The organism is Aeromicrobium sp. MLTX1 (genome assembly GCF_046452335.1).
Lineage (GTDB): Bacteria > Actinomycetota > Actinomycetes > Propionibacteriales > Nocardioidaceae > Aeromicrobium.
In genome coordinates, this window is the sequence record NZ_JBKFDN010000001.1 from 1,426,420 (window position 1) to 1,450,729 (window position 24,310).

The 24,310-nt window shown below is 70.4% G+C and carries 27 protein-coding genes; 23 read left to right on the top strand and 4 right to left on the bottom strand.

The features are described 5' to 3' along the window. The first annotated feature begins 26 nt into the window (after nt 1–26). From secY to ACK99Q_RS06825, 4 genes are read left to right on the top strand one after another with little or no spacing between them, the layout of a single operon-like run. Entirely contained in the window at nt 27–1,331 is a 1,305-nt protein-coding gene (gene secY / locus ACK99Q_RS06810; RefSeq protein WP_179422763.1) for a preprotein translocase subunit SecY, read from the top strand. Then, a complete protein-coding gene (locus tag ACK99Q_RS06815) occupies nt 1,328–1,900 on the top strand; it encodes an adenylate kinase (protein ID WP_410185401.1) in 573 nt (190 codons plus the stop codon). The genes secY and ACK99Q_RS06815 overlap by 4 nt, the downstream gene beginning before the upstream one ends. Before the next feature lie 14 nt (nt 1,901–1,914). Then, entirely contained in the window at nt 1,915–2,733 is an 819-nt protein-coding gene (gene map, locus ACK99Q_RS06820; RefSeq protein ID WP_410185402.1) for a type I methionyl aminopeptidase, read from the top strand. Between the two features lie 50 nt (nt 2,734–2,783). Next, nucleotides 2,784–3,200, top strand: a complete 417-nt coding sequence (locus ACK99Q_RS06825) for a hypothetical protein (RefSeq protein ID WP_410185403.1) — start codon at nt 2,784–2,786, stop codon at nt 3,198–3,200. Between the two features lie 100 nt (nt 3,201–3,300). Here ACK99Q_RS06825 and ACK99Q_RS06830 read toward each other — a convergent pair whose 3' ends face one another. Then, nucleotides 3,301–4,137: a helix-turn-helix domain-containing protein gene (locus tag ACK99Q_RS06830; RefSeq protein ID WP_410185404.1), complete on the bottom strand. Its 837-nt coding sequence runs from the start codon at nt 4,135–4,137 to the stop codon at nt 3,301–3,303. A 50-nt stretch (nt 4,138–4,187) separates the two neighbouring features. On the opposite strand from ACK99Q_RS06830, the gene ACK99Q_RS06835 reads away from it, so the two are divergent. Next, nucleotides 4,188–4,724 (top strand): maleylpyruvate isomerase family mycothiol-dependent enzyme, encoded by a 537-nt coding sequence (locus tag ACK99Q_RS06835; protein WP_410185405.1) that lies wholly within the window; start codon nt 4,188–4,190, stop codon nt 4,722–4,724. A gap of 3 nt (nt 4,725–4,727) precedes the next feature. On the opposite strand, the gene ddaH is transcribed toward ACK99Q_RS06835, so the two are convergent. Further along, nucleotides 4,728–5,585 (bottom strand): dimethylargininase, encoded by an 858-nt coding sequence (gene ddaH / locus ACK99Q_RS06840; RefSeq protein ID WP_410185406.1) that lies wholly within the window; start codon nt 5,583–5,585, stop codon nt 4,728–4,730. A gap of 125 nt (nt 5,586–5,710) precedes the next feature. On the opposite strand from ddaH, the gene ACK99Q_RS06845 reads away from it, so the two are divergent. The 14 genes from ACK99Q_RS06845 to ACK99Q_RS06910 all read left to right on the top strand — a co-directional run bounded on the left by ACK99Q_RS06845 (nt 5,711) and on the right by ACK99Q_RS06910 (nt 18,647). Next, nucleotides 5,711–6,196 carry an Lrp/AsnC family transcriptional regulator gene (locus ACK99Q_RS06845; RefSeq protein ID WP_410185407.1) on the top strand — a complete coding sequence of 162 codons (486 nt, stop codon included), beginning with the start codon at nt 5,711–5,713 and terminating at the stop codon, nt 6,194–6,196. 58 nt (nt 6,197–6,254) lie between these two features. After that, the gene (locus tag ACK99Q_RS06850; RefSeq protein ID WP_410185408.1) at nt 6,255–7,118 is read left to right on the top strand and encodes a serine hydrolase; all 864 of its coding nucleotides are present in this window, start codon (nt 6,255–6,257) and stop codon (nt 7,116–7,118) included. A 24-nt stretch (nt 7,119–7,142) separates the two neighbouring features. Then, on the top strand, nt 7,143–8,582 hold the full coding sequence (locus ACK99Q_RS06855) for an MFS transporter (RefSeq protein WP_410185409.1): 1,440 nt from the start codon (nt 7,143–7,145) through the stop codon (nt 8,580–8,582). Next, nucleotides 8,579–9,886, top strand: coding sequence for a M20/M25/M40 family metallo-hydrolase (locus tag ACK99Q_RS06860; protein ID WP_410185410.1), 1,308 nt, complete (start codon nt 8,579–8,581; stop codon nt 9,884–9,886). Before ACK99Q_RS06855 ends, ACK99Q_RS06860 begins: the two co-directional genes overlap by 4 nt. An 18-nt stretch (nt 9,887–9,904) precedes the next feature. After that, nucleotides 9,905–10,270, top strand: coding sequence for a DUF1330 domain-containing protein (locus tag ACK99Q_RS06865; protein ID WP_410185411.1), 366 nt, complete (start codon nt 9,905–9,907; stop codon nt 10,268–10,270). Between the two features lie 134 nt (nt 10,271–10,404). Then, nucleotides 10,405–10,626 carry a translation initiation factor IF-1 gene (infA, locus tag ACK99Q_RS06870; protein WP_007078610.1) on the top strand — a complete coding sequence of 74 codons (222 nt, stop codon included), beginning with the start codon at nt 10,405–10,407 and terminating at the stop codon, nt 10,624–10,626. A gap of 49 nt (nt 10,627–10,675) precedes the next feature. Further along, complete coding sequence (gene rpmJ, locus ACK99Q_RS06875; RefSeq protein ID WP_008361054.1) at nt 10,676–10,789, top strand: 50S ribosomal protein L36; 114 nt, start codon at nt 10,676–10,678, stop codon at nt 10,787–10,789. Nucleotides 10,790–10,959: 170 nt separating this feature from the next. Next, a complete protein-coding gene (gene rpsM, locus ACK99Q_RS06880) occupies nt 10,960–11,328 on the top strand; it encodes a 30S ribosomal protein S13 (RefSeq protein ID WP_179422782.1) in 369 nt (122 codons plus the stop codon). A gap of 8 nt (nt 11,329–11,336) precedes the next feature. Then, nucleotides 11,337–11,735, top strand: a complete 399-nt coding sequence (gene rpsK / locus ACK99Q_RS06885; RefSeq protein ID WP_078699099.1) for a 30S ribosomal protein S11 — start codon at nt 11,337–11,339, stop codon at nt 11,733–11,735. Nucleotides 11,736–11,771: 36 nt separating this feature from the next. Further along, entirely contained in the window at nt 11,772–12,380 is a 609-nt protein-coding gene (gene rpsD / locus ACK99Q_RS06890; RefSeq protein WP_179422784.1) for a 30S ribosomal protein S4, read from the top strand. Between the two features lie 64 nt (nt 12,381–12,444). Next, nucleotides 12,445–13,455, top strand: coding sequence for a DNA-directed RNA polymerase subunit alpha (locus ACK99Q_RS06895; RefSeq protein ID WP_179422786.1), 1,011 nt, complete (start codon nt 12,445–12,447; stop codon nt 13,453–13,455). Between the two features lie 34 nt (nt 13,456–13,489). Continuing rightward, a complete protein-coding gene (rplQ, locus tag ACK99Q_RS06900) occupies nt 13,490–14,047 on the top strand; it encodes a 50S ribosomal protein L17 (RefSeq protein ID WP_410185412.1) in 558 nt (185 codons plus the stop codon). Between the two features lie 280 nt (nt 14,048–14,327). Beyond that, nucleotides 14,328–16,364: a S8 family serine peptidase gene (locus ACK99Q_RS06905; protein ID WP_410185413.1), complete on the top strand. Its 2,037-nt coding sequence runs from the start codon at nt 14,328–14,330 to the stop codon at nt 16,362–16,364. Nucleotides 16,365–16,463: 99 nt separating this feature from the next. Continuing rightward, complete coding sequence (locus tag ACK99Q_RS06910; protein WP_410185414.1) at nt 16,464–18,647, top strand: S8 family serine peptidase; 2,184 nt, start codon at nt 16,464–16,466, stop codon at nt 18,645–18,647. A 3-nt stretch (nt 18,648–18,650) separates the two neighbouring features. Here the strand turns inward: ACK99Q_RS06910 and ACK99Q_RS06915 are convergent, their stop codons facing one another. Together ACK99Q_RS06915 and ACK99Q_RS06920 are read right to left on the bottom strand one after the other, a co-directional pair. Then, a complete protein-coding gene (locus ACK99Q_RS06915; RefSeq protein WP_410185415.1) occupies nt 18,651–19,145 on the bottom strand; it encodes a DUF3253 domain-containing protein in 495 nt (164 codons plus the stop codon). A gap of 58 nt (nt 19,146–19,203) precedes the next feature. Further along, entirely contained in the window at nt 19,204–19,707 is a 504-nt protein-coding gene (locus ACK99Q_RS06920) for a thioesterase family protein (RefSeq protein ID WP_410185416.1), read from the bottom strand. Nucleotides 19,708–19,874: 167 nt separating this feature from the next. Between ACK99Q_RS06920 and ACK99Q_RS06925 the strand changes: the two genes are divergently transcribed. The 4 genes from ACK99Q_RS06925 to ACK99Q_RS06940 all read left to right on the top strand — a co-directional run bounded on the left by ACK99Q_RS06925 (nt 19,875) and on the right by ACK99Q_RS06940 (nt 24,248). After that, on the top strand, nt 19,875–21,386 hold the full coding sequence (locus ACK99Q_RS06925; RefSeq protein WP_410185417.1) for a class I adenylate-forming enzyme family protein: 1,512 nt from the start codon (nt 19,875–19,877) through the stop codon (nt 21,384–21,386). Next, a complete protein-coding gene (locus tag ACK99Q_RS06930) occupies nt 21,383–22,072 on the top strand; it encodes an HAD-IA family hydrolase (RefSeq protein ID WP_410185418.1) in 690 nt (229 codons plus the stop codon). The genes ACK99Q_RS06925 and ACK99Q_RS06930 overlap by 4 nt, the downstream gene beginning before the upstream one ends. A 98-nt stretch (nt 22,073–22,170) precedes the next feature. Beyond that, nucleotides 22,171–22,980, top strand: coding sequence for an SDR family oxidoreductase (locus ACK99Q_RS06935; protein ID WP_410185419.1), 810 nt, complete (start codon nt 22,171–22,173; stop codon nt 22,978–22,980). Nucleotides 22,981–23,015: 35 nt separating this feature from the next. Next, nucleotides 23,016–24,248 (top strand): acyl-CoA dehydrogenase family protein, encoded by a 1,233-nt coding sequence (locus ACK99Q_RS06940; RefSeq protein ID WP_410185420.1) that lies wholly within the window; start codon nt 23,016–23,018, stop codon nt 24,246–24,248. Nucleotides 24,249–24,310 lie beyond the last annotated feature (62 nt).

Below are 24,310 nucleotides of genomic sequence, written 5' to 3' on the forward strand. Positions count from 1 at the left end.
TCGTGCCGTGAAGCTGGAGGAAGTTCGTGCTCAAAGTCTTCGTGAACGCGTTCAGGACACCTGAACTGCGTCGCAAGATCCTCTTCGTGCTGGGGATCGTCGTGCTCTTCCGGCTCGGCTCGATGCTGCCTGCACCCGGCGTCAACGTCGCCAACGTGCGCGAGTGCGTCGACCTGGCGGCGGGCGGCGAGAACGCCGGCCTGTTCGCCCTCATCAACGTCTTCTCCGGCGGTGCGCTGCTGCAGCTGACCGTGTTCGCGCTGGGCATCATGCCCTACATCACCGCGAGCATCATCCTGCAGCTGCTCGTCGTGGTGATCCCGCGTCTGGAGGCCCTCAAGAAGGAGGGCCAGTCCGGTCAGGCGAAGATCACGCAGTACACCCGCTACCTCACGGTCGGCCTCGCGATCCTGCAGGCCGCCGGCATCGTGGCCCTCGCGCGCAGCGGCGACCTCTTCCAGGGCGCCTGCAACCTGCCGCTGCTCTACAGCCCCGACAGCATGCTGTCGTACCTGCTCATCGTCACCGTCATGGTCGCCGGCACCACCGTCATCATGTGGTTCGGCGAGCTCATCACCGACCGCGGCGTCGGCAACGGCATGTCGATCCTGATCTTCACGCAGGTCGTCGCCACGTTCCCCGGCGCGATGTGGAACATCCGCCAGACGAACGGCTGGGCCACCTTCTCGGTCGTCGTGGCCGTCGGCCTCGCGGTCGTCGCGCTGGTCATCTTCATCGAGCAGGCCCAGCGCCGCATCCCGGTCCAGTACGCCAAGCGCATGGTCGGACGCCGCATGTTCGGCGGCTCCTCCACCTACATCCCGCTCAAGGTGAACCAGGCCGGCATCATCCCGGTCATCTTCGCGTCGTCGCTGATGTACCTGCCCGTCCTGTGGGTCAACTTCAACTCCGACTCCGGAGCCGCGAGCTGGATCCAGGACCACTTCGTCCAGGGCGATCACCCGTACTACATGATCACCTTCTTCGCGCTGATCGTGTTCTTCACGTACTTCTACGTGTCGATCACGTTCAACCCCGAGGAGGTCGCCGACAACATGAAGAAGTACGGCGGCTTCATCCCCGGCATCCGCGCCGGCAAGCCCACCCAGGACTACCTGGGCTACGTCCTGTCGCGCATCACCGCGCCGGGCGCCCTGTACCTGGGCCTGATCTCGCTCATCCCGATGCTCGCGATCGCGTTGGTCGGGGCCAACCAGAACTTCCCGTTCGGCGGCACGACGATCCTCATCATCGTGGGCGTCGGCCTGGACACCGTGAAGCAGATCGAAAGCCAGTTGCAGCAGCGCAACTACGAAGGGTTCCTCAAGTGACGCGACTCCTCATCATGGGTCCTCCCGGTGCGGGCAAGGGCACGCAGGCCGTGGCGCTCGCCGAGCGCATCAACGGTGCGCACATCTCCACCGGCGACATCTTCCGCGCCAACGTGGCGCAGCAGACCGAGCTCGGCAAGACGGCGCAGCGCTACATGGACGCCGGCGAGTACGTGCCCGACGAGGTCACCAACGCGATGGTCGCCGACCGTCTCGCGCAGGACGACGCGCGTGAGGCGTTCCTGCTCGACGGCTACCCGCGCACGCTCGACCAGGTCGCGAAGCTCGACCAGATCCTGGCCGACCTCGGCTCCGAGCTCGACGGCGTCGTGGCGCTCACGGTGGTCGAGGACGAGCTGATCGGTCGCCTGCTCGAGCGGGCGAAGGTCAGCGGCCGGTCCGACGACACCGAAGAGGTCATCCGGCACCGCCAGGACGTCTACCGCAACGAGACCGAGCCCCTGCTCGCGGTCTACCGCGACCGTGGCCTGCTCATCGAGGTCGACGGCATGGGCACCCCGGACGAGGTCGGCTCCCGCATCGCCGACGCGCTGTCCACGCTCGCCTGACGGACGGACCCACCATGTTCGGTGAGTCGATCGAGCTGAAGACGCCCGAGCAGCTCGCCTCCATGCGCCAGGCCGGCCTGGTCGTGGGGCGCACCCTGGAGGTGCTGCGCGCGGCCGTCGCCCCCGGCGTCACCACCGACGACCTCGACGCGCTGGCCCGCGAGCGGCTGGCCGCCGAGGGCGCCACCTCGAACTTCTTGGGCTACCACGGGTTCACGGGCGTCATCTGCGCCTCGGTCAACGACGAGATCGTGCACGGCATCCCGGGCGACCGGGTGCTGGCCGACGGCGACCTCATCTCGATCGACTTCGGCGCGGTCGTCGACGGCTGGCACGGCGACGCCGCCATCAGCGTGCCGGTCGGCGAGGTCGCCCCCGAGGTCGCCGAGCTGAACCGGGTCACCGAGGAGTCGCTGTGGCGGGGGATCGCCGCGGCGCGCATCGGCGGCAAGGTCGGTGACATCTCGCACGCGATCGAGTCGTACGTCCGCAGCCAGGGTCGCTACGGGATCACCGAGGGCTTCACCGGGCACGGCATCGGCTCGGAGATGCACATGGCCCCCGACGTGCCCAACAGCGGCCGTCGCGGCAAGGGCCCGAAGCTCCAGCTGGGCATGGCGCTGGCGATCGAGCCGATGATCACGCTCGGCACGTCGCGCGCCGCGATCCTCGAGGACGACTGGACCGCCGTGACCACCGACGGCACCTGGGCCGCGCACCACGAGCACTCGATCACCGTGACCACCGAGGGCGTGTGGGTGCTGACGGCCCTCGACGGCGGCGCGGCGCGCCTCGCCGAGCTCGGCGTGCCCTGCGCCGAGCCCACCGCCTGACGCGTTCGTCGCATCCACGGCCGGGTTGGTCGCCGGGGCAGACTGGGGGCATGCGCACCTCGTGGGTCGTCCCGTTCCTGCTGGTGGCCGCCTTGCTGGGCGGCTGCGGCGCGAGCTCGAACGACACCGGGGACGGCGACGGCTCATCGCCGAGCGAGACCGCGGGACAGGACGCCGAGCGCGTCCTGCGCCAGTACCTGATGGCCGCCGACGAGGGCGACTGCGAGGCCGTGAAGGAGACCGTGCTGGTCCCCGAGGACCTCGAGTGCGGTGATGTCCGCGACCAGGAGGGTCAGTGGACCGCCGACGGCGCCGACCTCGAGGACGTGCCGATGTCCGCCGAGGTCGTCGACGACAGCGCGACCGTCACGGTGCAGTGGCCCGACGGCCTCGAGGACAACTGGGACCTCCAGCGCGAGGGCGACACCTGGTACGTCCTCACCGCCGACACCGCCGACGGCGTCTGACCGCGCCTCCGGCGCGCGAGATGTGTAGCGCTGTCCACCTCTTTCGCGGCGGATCCACCGAAAAAGCGTGGATACCGCTACAGATCTCGCTGACCGGAGGTCAGACGCGGGGCTCGGCGGCGAACTCGCCGGGGGTCAGGCCGGTGACGGTGCGGAAGTCGCGGCCGAAGTGGGCCTGGTCGGCGTAGCCGAGGTCGGCCGCCACGCGGGCGAGGTCGGGGCGTGGCTCGTCGCGCAGCCGCTCGGCGGCCTCGTGCAGCCGGCGCCGCTGGATCAGCCACTTCGGCGAGAGGCCGATCCGGCGTGCGGTGAGCCGCTGCAGCGAGCGCTCCGTGATCGCGAACTTCTCGCACACCTGTGTCACGCGCTGGACCTCGGGATCGCCCTCGACGTACTCCACGATCGCGTTCACCAACAGGCCCTCCTCGTCGACCGGCAGCAGGCCGGCCAGCGACTCCTCCATGAGTGCCACGGCAGCCCGTTGCCGCTCGGGATCGTCAGGAGCGCCGCCGACCGCGGCGCGGATGCGGGCGACGAGGTCCCCCACGGGGAACGACGCCGTCGCGAGCGGTACCGCACGGTCGGTCAGCCCGTCGACCGGTCCGCCAAGCAGCGCGACGCCGGCGGCCGGCTGCAGGATCGTGCCGAGGGCCCAGCCGGTCCCGCCCAGCTCGGTGGTGGACAGACCGCTGCTCGGGCCGACCAGCCGCGCGTACTCGTGCGAGACGACGACCAGGCAGACCGGGTACTGCAGCACGCGCTGGACCGAGACCCGCCCGTCGGGCAGCGACCAGACCGGCATCCAGTAGCGGCGCACCACCGACGCGAGCGCGGGGGAGGGGGCGAAGCGGTGGATGGGCGGCGTGTAGCCCGAGGCGTCGAGCAGGTGGGCCCGCTCGGTCGGGTCGATGCGCCGGACGTCGTCTCCACCGGTCATGTGTCGGATTCTTTCAAGAGTCGAGGCCGTCGGGCGACCACGCTGGAGTCATGAGCATCTACCTCGACGCGGCCGACCGCTTCAGCGACGTCGTCGCCGCCACCACCGACTGGTCCGCGGAGTCCCCCTGCGAGGGCTGGACCGCCGCCGACGTCGTCGACCACGTGATCGACACCGAGCGCGACTTCCTGGCCCGGCACGAGATCGACGCGGGCCCGCGGCCCTCCGGCGATCCCGCGCAGGCGTGGGCCGCGCACCTCGCGGCCGTCCGGCCGCTCGCGACCGACGACGCGATCGCCGCGCGCGAGTTCGACGGCGTCTTCGGCCGCACCACGATCGGTGCGACCCTCGACGCCTTCTACGGCTTCGACCTCGTCGTGCACGGCTGGGACCTCGGCACGTCGAACGGCCGGCCCACGACGTTCACCGAGGCCGACATGGACGCGATGGAGGCCGCCTTCGAGGGCTTCGGCGATCACGCGTACGACGACGGGGTCTTCCGGGGCCCGGTCGAGGTGCCGCCGGACGCCGACCGCCAGACGCGCCTGCTCGCGCGGATGGGCCGCCGCGCGCCCGTCACCGCCTGAGCGTCAGCGGTGCAGCTCGGCGGTGCAGCACTTCACGCTGCCGCCGCCCTTGACGAACTCCGAGAGCTCGACGGGCACCGGCTCGTAGCCACGGTCGCGCAGCGCTGCCGCGAGTCCGGTGGCCTCTGCCGGCAGCACGACGTTCCGGCCGTCGCTGACGAAGTTCAGGCCGAAGGCGAGCGCGTCGGTCTCTGAGCACTCGAGCGCACCCGGGAACAGGCGCCGCAGCGTGCGGCGAGCGGCGGGGCTGAAGGCGGCGGGGAACCAGGCGATGTCGGCCGGGCCGTGGCCGTGTCCGTCGTCGAGCACGCCGAGCGCGACGTCGAGGTGGTAGAACCGCGGGTCCACCAGCTCGAGCGAGACGACCGGGCGCCCCAGGGCGGCCTCGGCCTCGCGGTGCGCGTCGGTGGTGGTGCGGAAGCCGTGGCCGGCGAGCACCACGTCGCGCAGGACGAGGAAGTCGCCCTCGCCCTCGTTCGTGTGGGCCGGGCGCTGGACCTCGCGGCCGGCGGCGCGCAGGAAGTCGACGTGCGCATGCGCCTCGGCCTGACGCTGCGGGAACGCGAACGCGGCCCCGTACGTGCGGTCGGCCACCGAGACGGCGCCGTTGGCCGCGAACACCATGTCGGGCAGTCCGGCCACGGGCTCGAGGAGGTCGATCCGGTGCCCGAGCCCCGCGTACACGTCCTGGAGCGCCTGCCACTGGGCCCGTGCGAGCTCGCGATCGACCGCCGCGGTGGGGTCCATCCACGGGTTGATCGAGTAGACCACGTCGAACTCGGTGGGCGGGCACATCACGTAGTGGCGCGTGCGCGCACTGCGGACGGGGGCGACCAGCGGCGTGGTCAGGATCTGCGTCATGGGGCTCCTCGGGGGACGATGACACGAGCCTAGGGAGCGCGGGACGCCACAACCAGTGGTTTTTCGCGCGCGTTGCAGGCGCTTTCTTGCGCATTCGCGACCCTCGCGTTTGATACGTTGCGCGCATGAGCCTGGACCAGATCGACCGCTCCCTGCTGGACGCCCTGACCGAGGACGGCCGGGCCAGCTATGCCGCCCTCGGCTCGCGCGTGGGCCTGTCCGCACCCGCCGTGAAGCGGCGCGTCGACCGCCTCGTCGAGTCCGGCGTCATCAGCGGCTTCACCGTGGTGGTCGACCCGCACCACCGCGGCTGGACCACCGAGGCCTACGTCGAGGTGCACTGCCAGGGGACGATCTCGCCCCACGTCCTGCGCGAAGCCTTCCTCCAGGTGCCGCAGGTCCACGCGGCGGCCACGGTCTCCGGCGCCGCCGACGCGATCCTGCACCTCGTCGCCGAGGACGTGCGCGACCTCGAGCAGGCGCTCGAGCAGATCCGGATCGGCGCCGCGAGCGTCAGCCAGACCGAGACCTCGATCGTGCTGTCGCGGCTCATCCACGACCGCCACGGCGTCGAGGGCCTGAGCGACCCGCGGGACCACCACCGGCACTGACAGCCCGGCCACAGGCCGGTCACGACCTCCGCCGAGGTCGGGGCGACAGCCTCGTGCCATGACGAGGCGGGTCCGATGGGTGCTGGCGGCGGCGACGACGATGGTGGTCGGTGGCGTCGCGATGTCAACCTCGACGGGCACGGCGGACGCGGACCCGTCCTCGTCGTCCACCGAGGTCGCCGTGGCCGCGGCGCACTCCGCCTCCGCGGCGGCGGACGCCACCACGACCGAGGCGGCGCCCGTCGAGGTGACGGACCTGGACCTCCCCGACGGGGTCGCGGTCGCGGTGCTCGACCTCGACGACGGCGACTCCGTCACGGTGGGTGAGGACGAGCAGTACGACACGGCGAGCATCGTCAAGGTCGACATCATCGCGGCACTGCTGTGGCAGAACGGCGGCGACCTGAACGCGACCCAGCAGCGGTGGGCGGCGGCCGCGATCGAGTACAGCGACAACGCGTCGACGAACAGCCTCTACCGCGAGATCGGCGGCCAGGAGGGTCTCGACGCGTTCAACGCCGAGATCGGGCTGACCGACACCGAGGCCGGAGCGGACGGGAGCTGGGGACTGACGCAGACCACCGTCACGGACCAGCTCCGCCTCCTCGAGGTGGTGTTCGGTGACGACTCCGTGCTCGACGACGCGGCCAGGGACTGGCTGGCGGGTCTGATGGAACAGGTCGTCGACTCGCAGAGCTTCGGCGTCAGCGCTGCCGCCGACGATCCCTCCGCCGCCGAGCTCAAGGTCGGCTACCTCCAGCGGTCGGCGACGGCGCTGTGGGACGTCACGAGCATCGGCCGGATCGAGGCCGACGGCCACACGCTGCTCGTCGCCGTGCTCGCCGAGGACCAGGCCACCTTCGAGTCGGGCCGGACGGCCATCGACACGGCCGCGCAAACCGCCGTCGCCGCCATCGGCTGACTCCTGGGGCACTAGCGTGAGCGCATGACCCGATCCCGCGCGGCCTCGGTCGGAGCCGGACTCGTCGGCGCTCTCGTCTTCGTCGAGTTCGTCAGCGGGTTCCTGCAGGGGTACTACACGCCGCTGGCCAGCGACATCGCGCGCCACCTCGACATCAACGACGCCGACGTCAACTGGTTCGAGGCGGCCCAGCTGCTGCTCTCGGCGCTGTGCGTCCCACCGCTGTCGAAGCTCGGTGACCTGATCGGGCACCAGAAGGTGCTGGTGTGGTCGGCCGTGCTGACCGCGATCGCCACGTGCGGCATCGCCTTCGCGACCACCTTCGAGGCCTACCTCGTGTTCTGGGCGCTGCAGGGCGTGTTCACCGTCTGGCTGCCCCTCGAGGTCGCCCTGATCTACCGCCGCAGCGCCGGGATGGAACAACGGGCCGCGGCCACTCGTCGCGCGACGGGCGTCATCGTCGCCGCCCTCCAGGCCGGGGCCATCGCCGGCGCGCTGTCGGCCGGTGCGACCTCCGCCGCGTTCGACGAGCTGTGGATGGTGCTGGCGGTGCCGGCGCTGCTCACGGTGGGCGTCGTCTTCGTCATCATCGGCTTCGTCCCCGACGTCCACGAGCGCCAGTCCGGATCGCTCGACGGCGTCGGGCTGGTCCTGCTGAGCTCGAGCCTGCTGCTGGTGACCGGAGGCCTGTCGCTCGTGCGGGTGCTCGGCGTCGGCTCGCCGTGGCCCTGGATCGCGATCGCCCTCGGCGCGCTGGTCCTGGTGCCGTTCGTCGCGTACGAGCTCCAGGCCGGTGATCCGATCATCGACCTGCGGGTGATGCGCCGCGCCTCGATGTGGCCCGTGCAGTTCACCGCCCTGCTGTTCGGCGTGAGCGTGCTCGGTGCGCAGATCCCGCTGTCGACCTTCGCCCAGACCGACCCGGACGTGCACGGCTACGGTCTCGGCCTCAACTCCTCGACCGTGGCCCCGATCATCGGCGGCTACGTGCTCTCGATGCTGATCGGCGCCCTCGTCTTCGCCCGGGTGAGCCAGCGGTTCACGCCGCGGGCCTGCCTCATCGGCGCGGCGACCCTCGTGGGCATCGGGTACGCCTCGCTCGTGCCGCTGCACCACTCCGTCGCCCAGATGGCGGCGTGCATGGTGGTGGCGGGCCTCGGCTCCGGTGCTTTGGTCGCCGCGCTGCCCGCCGCCGCGGCCGCCGCGGCACCCGAGGGACGGACCGCCGTCGCGACCGGGCTGACCAACACCACCAAGACCATCGGCGGGTCGTTCGCGTCCTGCGTCTTCGGCGTCGCCCTCGCGACGGGCGCCACGCACGCGACCGCCGCGTCCATGTCCGGCTACTACACCGTCTGGATCGTCTGCTCGGTCACGGCGTTCGTGGCCGCGATCGGACTGACGTTCGTGCCGCGGCTGGCGTTCGCCGACCCGGCCATCATCGAGGAGGAGATCGGACGATGAACGCCGCCGCACGCCTGTCCGAGCTGGTCGCGTGCCGCACCGTGTCGGCGCCCGACGAGCGGGACGAGGCCGAGTTCGTCGCGTTCCGCGAGACGTTCGCCCGGCTCTACCCGAGCCTGCACGCGTCCCTCGAGCTCACGCAGTTCGAGGGAGGCACGCTGCTGTTCCGCTGGCCCGGACGCTCCACCGAGCGGCCGCTCGTGCTGATGGCGCACTACGACGTGGTGCCGGCCCCCGCCGAGCAGTGGGAGCGCGACCCGTTCGCGGGCGTCATCGAGGACGGCTTCGTCCACGGCCGCGGCGCGCTCGACGACAAGGGCCCGCTGGTCTGCATCGCCGAGGCGGTCGAGTCGCTCCTGGCCGAGGGCTTCGAGCCCGCCCGCGACGTCTACCTCTCCTTCGGCTCCGACGAGGAGGTCTTCGGGCACGGCGCGGCCGAGGTCGTCGAGCACCTCGACTCGATGGGCGTGCGCCCGTGGCTCGTCTCCGACGAGGGCGGCGCGATCGTCGACGACGGCCTGCCCGGCGTCTCGGCGACCACCGCGATGGTCGCCATCGTCGAGAAGGGCACCGTCGACGTCGGCCTGCTGGCGCGCGGTGGGGGAGGGCACGCGTCCACCCCGTCGAAGAACGGCGCCACGGCGCGCCTGGCCCGGGCCATCGTGCGGATCGACCGGCACCCGGCGACGCCGCACCTGTCCGAGCCGGTGCTGCAGATGCTCGAGGCCCTCGCCGGCCTGGTGCCGAAGCCCGTCGCGCCCGTGCTCGCTCATGCCCGCCGCGCGAACCGGCCCGTGGCCGAGCTGCTGGCCCGGCTGGGCAAGGAGACCGGCGCGATGGTGCGCACGACGATGGCTGTCACCCAGCTCAGCGGCAGCCCCGCGCGCAACGTGCTCGCCACCGAGGTGCGCGCCAACGTCAACGTGCGGCTCGCCGTGGGGGACACCCGCGAGCAGCTCCGCGCGCGGCTCGAGAGGCTGTTCCGCGGCCTCGACGTCGAGGTCGAGCGGATGGACGGCGAGGACCCGCCGCCGGTGTCGCGCACCGACAACGACGCCTGGCGGGCGCTGGGGGAGGCCGTGAAGGCCCTCGGCCCCGACATCGCCGTCGTCCCGTACGTGCAGACCGGCGGCACCGACTCGCGCCACTTCACCCGGATCAGCGACTCGGTCTACCGGTTCGCGCCGCTGCACATGACCCGGGCGCAGCGCGACTCGATCCACGCGCCGAACGAGAAGGTCGCGATCGACACGCTCGAGCGGGGTGCGGCCTTCCACCGCGCGCTCATCACCGGGATGGACTGAAGCCGCTAGGGTCGCCGCATGGCCGTCGATCCCACCGGTGCCGACCTCAAGCGGTTCCTCGGCGAGGACCCCGGAGGTCCGGTCGTGATGCTCAACCTCCTGCAGTTCCGCGAGGACGGTGTCGCCTCCTATCGCGAGTACACGACGCGCATCGCGCCCTTCCTGGAGAGGGTCGGCGGCGAGGTCGTGTACGTCGGCGACCTGTCCACGGCGCTGGTCGCGCCCGACGGCTGGGCATGGGACGCGGTGCTCCTCGTGCGCTACCCGTCGCGCGCCGCGTTCAGCCAGATGGTGGCCGACCCGGAGTACCAGCAGATCACCGGACTGCGCACCGCGGCGCTCGACGAGGCCGTGCTGCAGGCCGGCCTCCCGTGGCCGATTTGAGTCCGGCACCCCTTTCGACGTAGACTTGTGTGTCGGCCTTGTCGGGCCGTATCCCCATGCCCTCCGGCAGCCCTTGAACGGGTGGGGAGACGTGCGTGCCAGGCCGATCAGTCGATACGAAGAAGTTGAGGTGTATGGCGAAAAAAGAAGGCGTCATCGAGATGGAGGGTGCGGTCGTCGAGGCCCTGCCCAACGCGATGTTCCGAGTCGAGCTGGCCAACGGCCACAAGGTCCTCGCGCACATCAGCGGCAAGATGCGCCAGCACTACATCCGGATCCTCCCCGAGGACCGTGTCGTGGTGGAACTCTCGCCGTACGACCTCAGCCGCGGACGCATCGTCTACCGCTACAAGTGACAACTACACATCCCCCACGTTCAGTTCGTACCGAAGAGAGAGCTTCTCGATGAAGGTCAACCCGAGCGTGAAGAAGATCTGTGACAAGTGCAAGGTGATCCGTCGCCACGGCCGCGTCATGGTGATCTGCGAGAACCCGCGCCACAAGCAGCGCCAGGGCTGAGCAGCAACCTTCTTCAACGCAGCACCCTGAACATCTGACGGCTCACCCGGGCCCCGCCACCAGGCGGAGTCCCGGGTGTCACCTCCGGCGCAGAGGCCGGAGCTCGATCGAGGCGATCGAGATGCCCCAGGTGACGACACCTCTGCTTAACCGAAAGGAACTGCCAGCACATGGCACGCCTCGTCGGAGTGGATCTGCCGCGCGAAAAGCGCGTGGTGATCGGACTCACGTACATCTTCGGGATCGGCCGCACCCGTGCGGTCGAGGCCCTCGCCGCCACCGGCATCGACCCCAACACCCGCGTTCACGAGCTGAACGACGACCAGCTCGTCGCGCTCCGTGACCACATCGAGGCGAACTACCAGGTCGAGGGTGACCTGCGCCGCGAGGTCACCGCGGACATCCGCCGCAAGATGGAGATCGGCTCCTACCAGGGCCGCCGTCACCGTGCGCACCTGCCCGTTCGCGGCCAGCGCACCAAGACCAACGCGCGCACCCGCAAGGGCCCCAAGCGCACCGTCGCCGGAAAGAAGAAGTGAGGTAGCCGATGCCCCCCAAGAACTCCGGTGCCAAGAAGGTGCGCCGCAAGGAGAAGAAGAACGTCGTTCAGGGCGAGGCCCACATCAAGAGCACGTTCAACAACACGCACGTGACGATCACCGACCCCAGCGGTGCGGTGATCGCGTGGGCCTCCGGCGGAACCGTCGGCTTCAAGGGCTCGCGCAAGTCGACTCCGTACGCCGCCGGCATGGCCGCCGAGGCCGCCGGACGTCAGGCGATGGACCACGGCATGAAGAAGGTCGACGTCTTCGTCAAGGGCCCCGGCTCGGGACGCGAGACGGCGATCCGGTCGCTCAGCGGCGTCGGCCTCGAGGTCGGCACCATCTCTGACGTGACCCCCAGCCCGCACAACGGCTGCCGTCCGCCCAAGCACCGTCGTCTCTGACGCGTCGTCGACTTTTTCCTCAAGGAGTAATCAACCATGGCCCGTTACACCGGACCTCTCACCAAGAAGTCGCGCCGCTACGGCGTCGACCTCGTCGGTGGGGACAAGGCCTTCGAGCGCCGTCCGTACGCGCCCGGCCAGCACGGCCGCACCCGCGTCAAGGAGTCGGAGTACCGCACCCAGCTGCAGGAGAAGCAGAAGGCGCGCTACACCTACGGCGTCCTCGAGAAGCAGTTCCGCAAGTACTACGAGCTGGCCTCGCGCCGTCCCGGCAAGACCGGTGACAACCTGCTGAGCCTGCTCGAGAGCCGTCTCGACAACGTCGTCTACCGTGCCGGCCTGGCCCGCACGCGCCGTCACGCCCGCCAGCTGGTGACTCACGGTCACTTCCTGGTCAACGGCGTGAAGACGAACATCCCGTCCTTCCAGGTCAGCAAGCACGACATCATCGATGTCAAGGCCAAGAGCCTGGAGACGACGCCGTTCATCGTGGCGCGCGAGACGCACGACTCCGACACCGTGCCCGGCTGGCTCGACGTGTCGCCCGAGCGTGGCCGCATCCTGGTTCACCAGAACCCGGTCCGCGAGCAGATCACCGTTCCGATCCAGGAGCAGCTGATCGTCGAGTTCTACTCGAAGATCTGATCCTCCACCTCTGTCCACCAACCCGGCCCTCATATAGCGGTGGGTCCGGAAAGGAAGAAACACCATGCTGATCGCCCAGCGCCCCGTCCTGTCCGAAGAGGTCGTCGACGAGTTCCGTTCGCGGTTCGTCATCGAGCCCCTCGAGCCCGGCTTCGGCTACACCCTCGGCAACTCGCTGCGTCGCACGCTGCTGTCGTCGATCCCGGGTGCGGCCGTCACCTCGATCAAGATCGACGGTGTCCTCCACGAGTTCTCGACCATCGAGGGCGTCACCGAGGACGTCACCGAGATCATCCTCAACCTGAAGAACCTCGTGGTCTCCTCGACCATCGACGAGCCCGTCGTGATGTACCTGCGCGCCGATGAGGCCGGTGACGTCACCGCCGCCGCCATCACGCCGCCGGCCGGTGTGGAGGTCCACAACCCGGACCTGCACGTCGCCACCCTGAACGACAAGGGTCGCCTCGAGATCGAGCTGGTCGTCGAGCGTGGCCGCGGCTACGTGTCGGCCGTCCAGAACAAGACCGGCGACGAGGAGATCGGCCGCATGCCGGTCGACTCGATCTACAGCCCGGTCCTGAAGGTCACCTACAAGGTCGAGGCCACCCGAGTCGAGCAGCGCACCGACTTCGACAAGCTGATCATCGACGTCGAGACCAAGGCCTCGATCCTGCCGCGCGACGCGATCGCGTCGGCCGGGTCCACCCTGGTCGAGCTGTTCGGTCTGGCTCGCGAGCTCAACGTCGAGGCCGAGGGCATCGACATCGGCCCGTCGCCGGTCGACGAGCAGCTGGCCGCCGACCTGGCGCTGGCGATCGAGGACCTGGACTTCACGGTTCGCTCGTACAACTGCCTCAAGCGCGAGGGCATCCACACCGTGGGTGAGCTCATCACGCGCAGCGAGCAGGACCTGCTGGACATCCGCAACTTCGGTTCGAAGTCGATCGACGAGGTCAAGGCCAAGCTCGCCGAGCTCGGTCTGTCGCTCAAGGACAGCCCGTCGGGCTTCGATCCCTCCGCCGTCATCGACAACTTCGACGAGGACGCCGGTTTCGCCGAGGACGAGCAGTACTGAGCTGCTCTGACACCACTGATTCAGGAGTAACGACATGCCCACCCCCACCAAGGGTCCTCGCCTCGGCGGCAGCCCCTCGCACCAGCGGCTGATCCTGGCCAACCTGGCCCAGAGCCTGTTCGAGCACGGCCGCATCACGACGACCGAGGCCAAGGCCAAGCGTCTGCGTCCGTACGCCGAGCACCTCATCACGAAGGCCAAGACCGACACGGTGGCCAACCGCCGCCAGGTCGTCAAGGTCATCCGTGACAAGGGCGTCCTGCACACGCTCTTCACGGAGATCGGCCCGGCCATGGCCACCCGCCCGGGCGGCTACACGCGCATCACGAAGATCGGTCCGCGCAAGGGCGACAACGCCCCCATGGCCGTCATCGAGATCGTGGAGACCAAGGAGTTCGACGCCAGCGCGCCGAAGGCCCCGCGTGCCGAGGCCGCCCCGGCGGTCGAGGAGGCTCCCGTCGAGGAGACCGCGACCGACGAGGCAGTGACCGACGAGGCCACCGAGGCTCCGGCCGAGGAGACGACCGAGGCTCCCGCTGACGAGGCCGTCGCCGAGGAGGCCCCCGAGGCCTCCGAGGACGAGACCAAGTAACACCTCCGCACGAAGCGCCCACCCCGCACGGGGTGGGCGCTTCGTCGTTCCCGGGCACCTACGGGGGCGGTGAGCTGTCAACCGAACCTCCGCGGACCCGGTGAGTGGTCAACCGCACCGAGGGTCCATGCGGTTGACAGCTCACCGCCCCCGCGCGGGAAGGGCTGACCACTCACCGCTCTGCCAGCCCCGCCGATGCCGGGAACGCGGGGGTTTCGGGATATGCTCGCGCGTGGCCCCTCGCGCACGAGGTGGCTCTGCTTTCGGGGAAGGTCCATCCATGACGCTGCGTCTGCGCCGTCCACTCTCTCTCGTCGTCCCGGTCGTGACGTCGCTCGCCCTCGCCGGCGGCGCGATGGCCGCGGTCGCCCAGACCGAGCCCGCGCCCGCCGCGCCGCTCAACACCACCGACGCGCCGCAGCCGGCACGCGGCATCATCGTGAAGCTCGCCGACGACGCGGACACCGAGGTCGGTGACCTCACCGACGAGGTCGCTGCCGAGCTGCCCGACGGCGTCGGCGTGGCCAACTCGACCGAGGGCGCGAGCGACCTCGGCGTGCTCGACCTGTCGACCCAGGTGGACGCCACCGACCTCGACGACGCGATCGAGCAGCTGGAGGACAACCCGGACGTCGAGTGGGCCGTCCCCAACGGCGTGCGCCTGCCGTCGGCCACGGCCTCGGACCCTTACTACGTAAATGGGCGCCTGTGGAACCTCAACGGCACGTGGGGCGTCCACGCCAACCGCGCGTGGGACATCACCACCGGCTCCCCGAGCGTGCGCGTCGGCGTGCTGGACACCGGTGTGCTCATGGGGCACCCCGACCTGTCCGGGCAGTTCGTTGCCGGGTACGACTTCGTCGACGACGAGTACGACTGCATGAACTCCTCCTGCTCGCGGTACGCGTACCGCCGCACCTACATCAGCGCCAATGACCGCAGCAGCTGGGACTCGAACCCGTCTGATCCGGGCGACGGCCGCACGAGCAGCGCGCAGTGCGAGTACATGGGTCCCGGTCGAAGCTCGTGGCACGGCACGCACGTCGCCGGCACGATCGCGGCGAAGCGCAACAACGGCGGCGTTGTCGGTGTCGCCCCGACCGTGAAGATCCAGCCCATCCGCGTCCTGGGCCGCTGCGGTGGCACCGACTGGGACATCGCCATGGGCATCCTCTGGGCCTCGGGCGCCAACGTGAACGCCTACGACGGTCGCCGTCATGCGACCGTGCCCGTGAACCGCACCCCGTCGAAGGTCATCAACCTCTCGCTCGGCGGCTACGTTCCCAACACGACGCAGGTCCGTCAGCTCTGCCAGTTCTACGGCCAGATCGCGTCGATCGCCCGCAAGCGTGGCTCGACGATCGTCGCCGCGGCCGGCAACAACGGCGGCAATCACGCCTACAACGTCCCGTCGGTCTGCCCCGGCTTCATCGCCGTTGCGGCCACCACGAAGACCGGAACGCGCGCCGGCTACTCCAACTACGGCGCCGGAATCGATCTGGCGGGTCCCGGTGGTTCGGGAGCGGCTGTCGATGGAGAGAACATCATCTCCACGTACAACAACGGTGATCAGGCGCCCGGCGGCTACACGTACGAGGAGCTTCAAGGCACCAGCATGGCCACGCCCGCCGTGGCCGCGACCGCCGCGCTGGCGTACTCGGTGGGCATCACGAACCCCGACGTCGTGGAGCGGGTCCTCAAGGCCACGGCTCGCCGTTCCGGCAGCTGCACGGCCGCGCAGTGCGGCTCGGGAGTCGTCAGCGCCTACAACGTGCTGATGGCCAAGGCCCCGACGAGCGCCCCGCGCATCAGCGGCGCGGCCCGCCCGGGTCGCACCCTCCGCGCGACCACCGGCTCGTGGCGCAACGGTGCGACCGTGCGCCTGACCTGGTACCGCGGATCGAAGGTGGTCCGCTACGGCACGACCTACCGCGTGACGAAGGCCGACCTCGGCAAGAAGGTCACCGTGCGGGCCACGGCTACCAACGGCTCGCGCGCGATCTTCCACCAGCGCTCGGTCGTGGTGAAGTCGAAGCCGAAGATGGCGTTCTCGATGCCGTCGAAGTTCAGCAAGTCCAAGAAGGTCAAGCTGCGGGTCAAGATCAAGGCTCCGTACGTGCGCGCCACGGGCACGATCCGGGTCTACGACGGCAACAAGCGCATCGCCGTCAAGAAGATCTACTCCAAGAACAAGGGCAAGGTCACGATCACGCTGCCCAAGATCAAGAAGAAGGGCAAGCACCGCATCCGGGTGATCTACTCCGGCAGCGCGAAGGTGAGCGCGACGAAGAAGAGCAAGGTCGTCCGCGTCCGCTGATCCTCGCGTGATGCGAGGGGATGGTGTGACGCGCGGGACCTGCCCTATCCTGCTGAGGTCGTTCCCGTCGGGGGGAACCACCTCGAGACAGGACCTCCTGTGCGTCGCACCCTCGCCCTCACCGCCCTGCCCGTGCTCCTGGTCGCCTCGGCGCTGGTGAGCACGGGCGCTTCTGCCCAGCAGCCCGATCCGGTTGCAGCCGCCGACCCGGCAGCACGACCGACGCCGCAGATCGCGCGCGGCCTGATCGTCAAGGCGTCGACCGCCACGACGGCGCGGCGGTCGTCGCTCGCGCGCTCGGCGGAGTCCGAGCTGCCCGGTGCCGACATCGGCTCGACGCGCGCCGCTCCCGCCGGCCTGTCGGTGCTGGAGCTCGAGCGTCCCGTGGCCGTGGAGGATCTCGAGCCCGCCATCGCCGAGCTGTCGGCCCGGCCGGACGTCGAATGGGTCGTGCCCGACACGCTGCGCACGGTCTCCAGCGCCCCGCCGGTCGCCGTGAACGACCCAGGCTTCCTCACGCAGGGCAACCTCTGGGACGCCACGCGGGACGACGGCGGCTACACGACCAAGGCACCGTCCCTCTGGCGCTCGACCCGCGGCAGCGGCTCGGTGGTCGTCGCGGTCGTCGACACGGGCATCACGGATCACCCCGACCTGGCCGGCCAGACGGTCGCCGGCTACGACTTCGTCGACGACGAGTGCACGCCCGACGAGGCCACGGGCGACTGCGTCCGCGACGGCACGTACGTCAACGCCGGTGACGAGGACGGCTGGGACCCTGACCCGTCCGATCCGGGCGACTGGGTGGACGAGGATCTGGCGGTGAAGTGCTTCGACCTGGGCGAGAACGACGATCCCGCGGACTACGTCACCGACAGCTCGTGGCACGGCACGCACGTCGCCGGCACCGTCGCGGCGACGGCGGACAACGGCATCGGCGTCGCCGGGGTCGCTCCCGCGGTGAAGGTGCAGCCGGTGCGCGTGATCGGGCACTGCGGTGGCTGGGACTCCGACATCGCGGTCGGCATCCTGTGGGCCGCGGGGCTCGACCTGCGCGCGTACGGGGTGCCCCTCAACCGCACGCCGGCCCAGGTGGTCAACCTTTCGCTGGGCTCGGACTACGCCAGCGCCGACGGAGCCCGTGCCGCCTGCCTGCTGTACGACGTGGTCGGCGGACTCGCGCGCTCGCAGGGCGCGACGCTGGTCGCCGGGGCAGGCAACTCGTCGGTCCCGGACATCTTCCCGGTCGCCCAGAGCGTGCCCGCCTCGTGCGACGGCTACGTGAGCGTCGTCGCGACGAGCGAGACCGGTCACCGCGCCTGGTACTCGACGGCGGGCCCCGGATCGGACATCGCGGCTCCCGGTGGCGACATGAACGTCCTGCGGCCCGAGGACCCCACGACCCCCGGCTCGCCGACCTCGTACCCCGAGCGCGGCATCCTCTCGACGGTCAACCTGGGTGTCGAAGGTCCGACGGAGCCCGGCTACGGCCGGTCGCAGGGCACCAGCATGGCGGCCCCGGCGGTCTCCGCGGGCGCGGCGCTGCTGTACTCGCTCGGCGTCACGGACCCGACCGCCGTGGAGGCGCAGCTCAAGGCCGCGACGCAGGGCTTCTCCCCGGACATCAAGGGGGCGCAGGTGATCGGTGGCGGTGCTCTGACGACCGACACGATCGACTGCACGACCTCGGGACGCACGTCCTGCGGCGCGGGCATCCTCGACCTGTCGAAGGTGACGGCCCCGCTCGGCGCGCCGTTGCTCTCGGGCACGCGGGCGCCCGGGGGAGTGCTCCGCGCGACGTCGCGCGGTCTGACGAACTCCGGCGGCACCTCCGCCATCTCGTGGTGGCGTGGGTCCACCCGCGTGGGCACGGGCGCGACCTACCGGATCACGGCGGCGGACCTCGGTCGCACGCTCACGGCGCGCGACACGGTCGCGTCGGGCAGCTTCGCCGGGATCTTCCGGTCGGCCACCGTCTCGGTGCCGGCGACGAAGGCCCGCTCGCGGGTGGCGATGTCGGTGGCGTCGAGCCTCAAGCGCACGAAGCGCGCGCGCCTCGTCGTGCGGGTGTCCGCGCCGCTGGTGCGTCCCACCGGCACGATCCGGGTCTACGACGGCCGCAAGCGGATCGCCACGAAGCGCCTGTACGCCTCGAGCGGCGGCAAGGTCGCGATCCTGCTGCCGCAGATCACGAAGAAGGGCAAGCACCGGATCCGCGTGGTCTACTCCGGCGACGCCCAGGTGAGGTCGGGACAGGTCAGCAAGGTCGTGCGGGTCCGCTGACCCTCAGGCGAAGCGGTCGCCCCGTCCGATGCGGACGGGGCCCTTCGCGGTCGTCGCGGTCACCGGCTCGCCGCGCTGGGTGACCACGACGACGCCGTCCTCGGCGAGGGCATCGGCGAGTCGACGAACCGCGTCCATGCGGTCGCGCCACTGCTCGCCGCCGACCACGCGGGCGACGTCGCTGGGACAGGTCGTCGAGCCGTCGCGCTTGCGCAGCAGGGCGCGCATCGCCGCGGTCGAGCGGGTGGCGATCGAGTGGTCGGTGGGCTCCTCCCACCACGGTCGGCCTCGTTCGCCGAGGGCCACCTTGGCGTCGCCGACCCGGTCGCGGGCGTCGGGCTCGCCGGCCTTGACCGCGCGGCGCGCGCTCATCAGCTCGTCGACGAGCTCCTGACGCAGCCCGTCGGGGACCTGCGGATCGGTGGCGCGCCACTTCCGCCCGCCGATGACCAGGAAGCGGCCGTCGGGGGTGCGCTCCGGCTCGGTGTCCCTCGGCATCGGCGTCCTCCCGTCGCCTCGACGCTAGCCGAGGAGGTGCGGTGCCGCAGGGCGTCGGTCAGCGGACGCCGAGAGGACCGGCGAGGGGGAGCGACCACGGCAGCGCCGCGTGCTCGTCGCGCAGGAACTCCAGCGGCTTGACCATGTCGTCGGGCATGGGCGTGGTGCGACGCGTGCCGAGGTCGACGTGCAGCTCGAGGAACTCGAGCGTGTTGGCCACCGTGCCGCGGGAGCGGTTCGCCAGGATCGTCTGGCCGTGCACCGTCTTGGGGCCGACGCCGAGGATCCGCAGGTGCACCGAGAGCTCGTCGCCGACGAGGGACTCGTCGAGGAACCGAACGTGGTGCTCGACGCTGAAGACGCTGTGCCCGGTGCGGACGCGGTAGTCGTCGTCGAACCCGAGCTCGCGGAACGCCAGGTCCGAGCCCTCCATGTGGAGCCGGTAGTAGTGGCAGACGTTCACGTGCCCGTTGCCGTCCTCGAACTCCGGCGGCGCGACGAGGCGCATCGCGGTGCCGAGGGCGTCGAGGTCGTCCACGGTGGGTCGTGCGGGGGTGGTCATGGCGGTCACTCTAACCAGAGCCGGATTCCAGATCGGACGCTCGCCCCGTGGAACGGGGGTGGCCCGGACGAGGGCCGCCGGGTTATCGTGTTAAATCTGAAACCAAGTTCACCTTGTGATGCAGGACCATGAACCGCGTCACAGCCGAGGCAATCGAAGGACGACGCATGGTCAACATCGTTTCGCGGATCTGGGCCCACGCCGACGCCGAGCCGGACCGGGTCGCGATCCGCTCACCGCGCACCGTGACGTACGCCGAGCTGCGCGAGACGAACCGCCGCGTCGCCGGCGCCGTGCGCGCCGCCGGCCTCTCGCCGCTGGACCGCGTGCTGTTCATCGCGCCGACGATCCCCGAGTTCCCCGAGGTCTACTACGGCCTGCACGCCGCCGGCGTGACGGTGACGACGATGAACGTCATGTCGACGTCGCCCGAGATCGGCTACGTCCTCGACGACTCGGAGGCCTCACTGGTCATCGCGTGGCACGAGTGCGCCGACGCGGCCCGCGAGGCCGCGGCCGACCGGGGCGTGGAGTTCTGGCAGCTCGAGCCCGGCCTGTCGTTCGACGCCGAGCCGCTGCAGGACGCACACGACCACGCGCCCGACGACACCGCGATCATCCTCTACACGTCGGGCACGACCGGCCGTCCGAAGGGCGCCGAGCTGACCGCGCTCAACCTCGACGCCACGGTCGACTCCTTCCTGCCCGTGCTGGAGCTGACCGCCGACGACCGCTTCGGCACGGCACTCCCGCTCTTCCACGTCTTCGGCCAGGCCGTCTGCATGAACACGGCGCTCGCGATCGGCGCCTCGTTCTCGCTGCTGTCGCCGTTCAGCGCCGAGAGGATGCTCGACATGGTCAAGAGCGACCAGCTGACCACCGTCTCGGGCGTCCCGACGATGTGGAACGCGATGCTGCACGCGCAGGGCGACTACACGCCCGAGGACTTCGCGTCGCTGCGGATGGCCTCCTCGGGCGGCGCGTCGCTGCCGGTGGAGATCATCCGCGCGTTCACCGAGCGCTTCGGCTGCACGATCCTCGAGGGCTACGGCCTCACCGAGACCACCGGCGCGGCGACCTTCAACGACATCCACCGCGAGCAGCGCACGGGCACCACCGGCCCGACCCTGCCCGGCACGCAGGTCGAGATCCGCGACTCGGAGGGCTGCGTGCTGTCCCCGGGCGAGGTCGGCGAGGTCTTCATCAAGGGCCCGACGGTCATGAAGGGCTACTGGAACCGCCCCGACGTCAACGCGCAGGAGCTCGTCGACGGCTGGCTGAAGTCCGGCGACCTCGGCTCGGTCGACGCCGACGGCTACCTGACGATCGTCGACCGCGTGAAGGACCTCGTGATCCGTGGCGGCTACAACGTCTACCCGCGCGAGGTCGAGGAGGTGCTGTACGAGCACCCCGGCATCGTCGAGGTGGCCGTGGTCGGCATCCCCGACGACCACTACGGCGAGGAGATCGCCGCCGTGATCGCGTCGGCCCCCGGCCACGAGCTGACCGGCGACGAGATCCGCACGTGGGCCAAGCAGCGCCTCTCGGCGTACAAGGTGCCGCGCATCTACTCCTTCGTCGACGCGCTGCCCAAGGGTGCGACCGGCAAGATCCTCAAGCGCTCGATCGACAAGAGCGCGCTGCGCGAGCTCGCCGAGTCGGCGGCTCGCGCGCGATGAGCGACGTCGAGGTCGTCGCGTCCGCCGAGACGCCGCGCGCCGTGCTGTTCGACTTCGGGGGAGTGCTCACCGCGAGCGTCTTCGCCTCGTTCGAGCGATTCAGCCGTGAGGTGTGCGGCGGCGACCCGAAGGCCGTCGTGAACGCGTTGTCGCACGACGAGGCGGCGAAGGCCGCGCTGGTCGACCACGAGTGCGGCCGCGTCGAGGACGAGGTCTTCGAGGAGGCGCTCGCGCTGGCGCTGGCGGCCCAGGGCCACACGGTCGAGGCCGTAGGTCTGATCGCGCGGATGCAGGAGGACCTGCACCCCGACCACGCGATGACCGGGCTCGTCCGCCGGCTCAAGGAGCAGGGCGTCGCGGTGGCGCTGGTGTCGAACTCGCTCGGTCGCGACTGCTACACCGGCCACGGCCTGGACGAGCTGTTCGAGGTCCAGGCGATCTCGGGCCGCGAGGGTGTGCGCAAGCCGTCGCGCCGGCTCTACGAGGTCGCCTGCGAGCGGCTGGGCGTGCGTCCGGCCGAGGCGATCATGATCGACGACCTGGCCATGAACATTCGTGCGGCCCACGCGCTGGGCATGGGCGGCATCGTCCACAGCGACGCCGAGCGCACGATCCCGGCGCTGGCCGCACTGCTCGGACTGGACCCGGAGACGCTGGGCGCGGAGCCTGCGACGACCGGGACTTGAACTTGAGTCCGAATTCAGATTAGGGTGTGAAGCACGTCACGGTCCCCCTCGCGGACCCGCACCGCGGGCCCCGGACCGTCCCCACTCGGAGGAGCACCATGGACATCCACGGCAAGGTCGCCGTCGTCACCGGAGCCGGTGGCGGCATCGGAGCCGCCCTCGCGGACGCGCTGGTCGCGAACGGCGCGAAGGTCGTCGTCGCGGACCTCAAGTCCGACGGCGTCGAGGCCGTCGCGGCCCGCCTGAACGAGGCCACGCCCGGCTCGGCCGTCGCGGTCGCCGGCGACGTCTCGCAGACCGCTCAGATCGAGCGGCTGATCGCCGCCGCCGAGGAGTCCTTCGGCCCGGTCGACCTCTACTTCGCCAACGCCGGCGTCGGCGGGGGAGTGACCCTCGAGGCCTCCGAGGAGGACTGGGACGTCGCCCACCAGGTCAACGTCATGGCGCACGTGCGCGCCGCCAAGCTGCTGGTGCCCGGCTGGATCGAGCGCGGCCAGGGCTACTTCGTGTCCACCGCCTCGGCCGCCGGCCTGCTGACGCAGATCGGCTCGGCCACCTACTCGGTGAGCAAGCACGGCGCCGTCGCGTTCGCCGAGTGGCTCGCGATCACGTACGGCGACCAGGGCGTGGCCGTCAGCTGCCTGTGCCCCATGGGCGTCAACACCGACATGCTCACCGGCGGCGCCCCGATCACCAACGAGACGCAGCGTCGCGCCGCCCAGGCCGTCACCGACGCCGGTGGCGTGCTCGAGGCCGACGAGGTCGCCGCGATCGTGCTCAAGGCGATGGAGTCCGAGGAGTTCCTGATCCTGCCGCACCCCGAGGTCAAGGTCTTCCAGTCCCGCAAGGCCGGCGACATCGACCGCTGGATCGCCGGCATGCGCCGCTACCAGGCCTCGCTGGCCTGACCCCCGACCCCACCCACAGCCAGCAAGGAGCTGACATGCATTTCGAACTCTCGGAGACCGCCAAGGAGTACCAGGCGAAGCTGCTCGCCTTCATGGACGAGCACGTCTACCCGGCCGAGGCCGTGTACCACCAGCAGATGGCGGAGTCCGGCAACCCGAACTTCCACCCGCCGGTCCTCGAGGAGCTCAAGGCCGAGGCGAAGAGCCGCGGTCTGTGGAACCTGTTCCACCCCCACAAGGACGAGGCCTGGGGATCGCCCGGCCTGAGCAACCTCGACTACGCGCCGCTGGCCGAGATCACGGGCCGCAGCCCGTACATCGCGCCCGAGGCCATCAACTGCAACGCTCCCGACACCGGCAACATGGAGGTCCTCCAGCTGTTCGGCACCGAGGAGCACAAGGAGAAGTACCTCAAGCCGCTGCTCGCGGGTGAGATGGCGTCGGCCTTCTGCATGACCGAGCCCGCGGTCGCCAGCTCGGACGCCACCAATGTCGAGCTCAGCATGACCCCCGACGGCGACGAGTACGTCCTCAACGGCCGCAAGTGGTTCGCCTCGAACGCCCTGCACGCCAACTGCAAGGTGCTCATCGTCATGGGCAAGACCAACTTCGAGGCCGAGACGCACCGCCAGCAGTCGATGATGGTCGTCCCCGTCGACACCCCCGGCGTGACGATCGTCCGCGGCCTGCCGGTCTTCGGCTACATGGACCGCGAGGGTCACGCCGAGATCCTGTTCGAGGACGTCCGCGTCCCCAAGACGGCGCTGCTCGCCGGCGAGGGCGACGGCTTCATGATCAGCCAGGCCCGCCTCGGGCCCGGTCGCATCCACCACTGCATGCGCTCGATCGGCATGGCCGAGCGCGCGCTCGACCTGATGATCGCGCGGGCCCAGAGCCGCACGACGTTCGGCGAGCCCGTCGCGAACCGCTCGAACATCCAGGACTGGATCGCCGAGGCCCGCATCGAGATCGAGATGATCCGCCTGCTGGTGTTCAAGACGGCGTACCTGATGGACACCGTGGGCAACCAGAAGGCCCGCACCGAGATCGCGGCCATCAAGGTGGCGGCCCCGGAGATCGCGCTGAAGATCATCGACCGCGCGATCCAGGTGCACGGTGGCGGCGGCGTCACCGACGACTTCCCGCTCGCGAGCTTCTACGCCCACCAGCGCACGCTGCGCATCGCCGACGGCCCCGACGAGGTGCACAAGCGCACCATCGCGCGGGTCGAGCTGCGCCGCATGGAGCGAGAGCTCTCGCGCGCCTGACGCCGGACCGCACGGGCGGCGGGATACTCCTCTGTCCCGCCGCCCGTGTCCACGGACCGGAC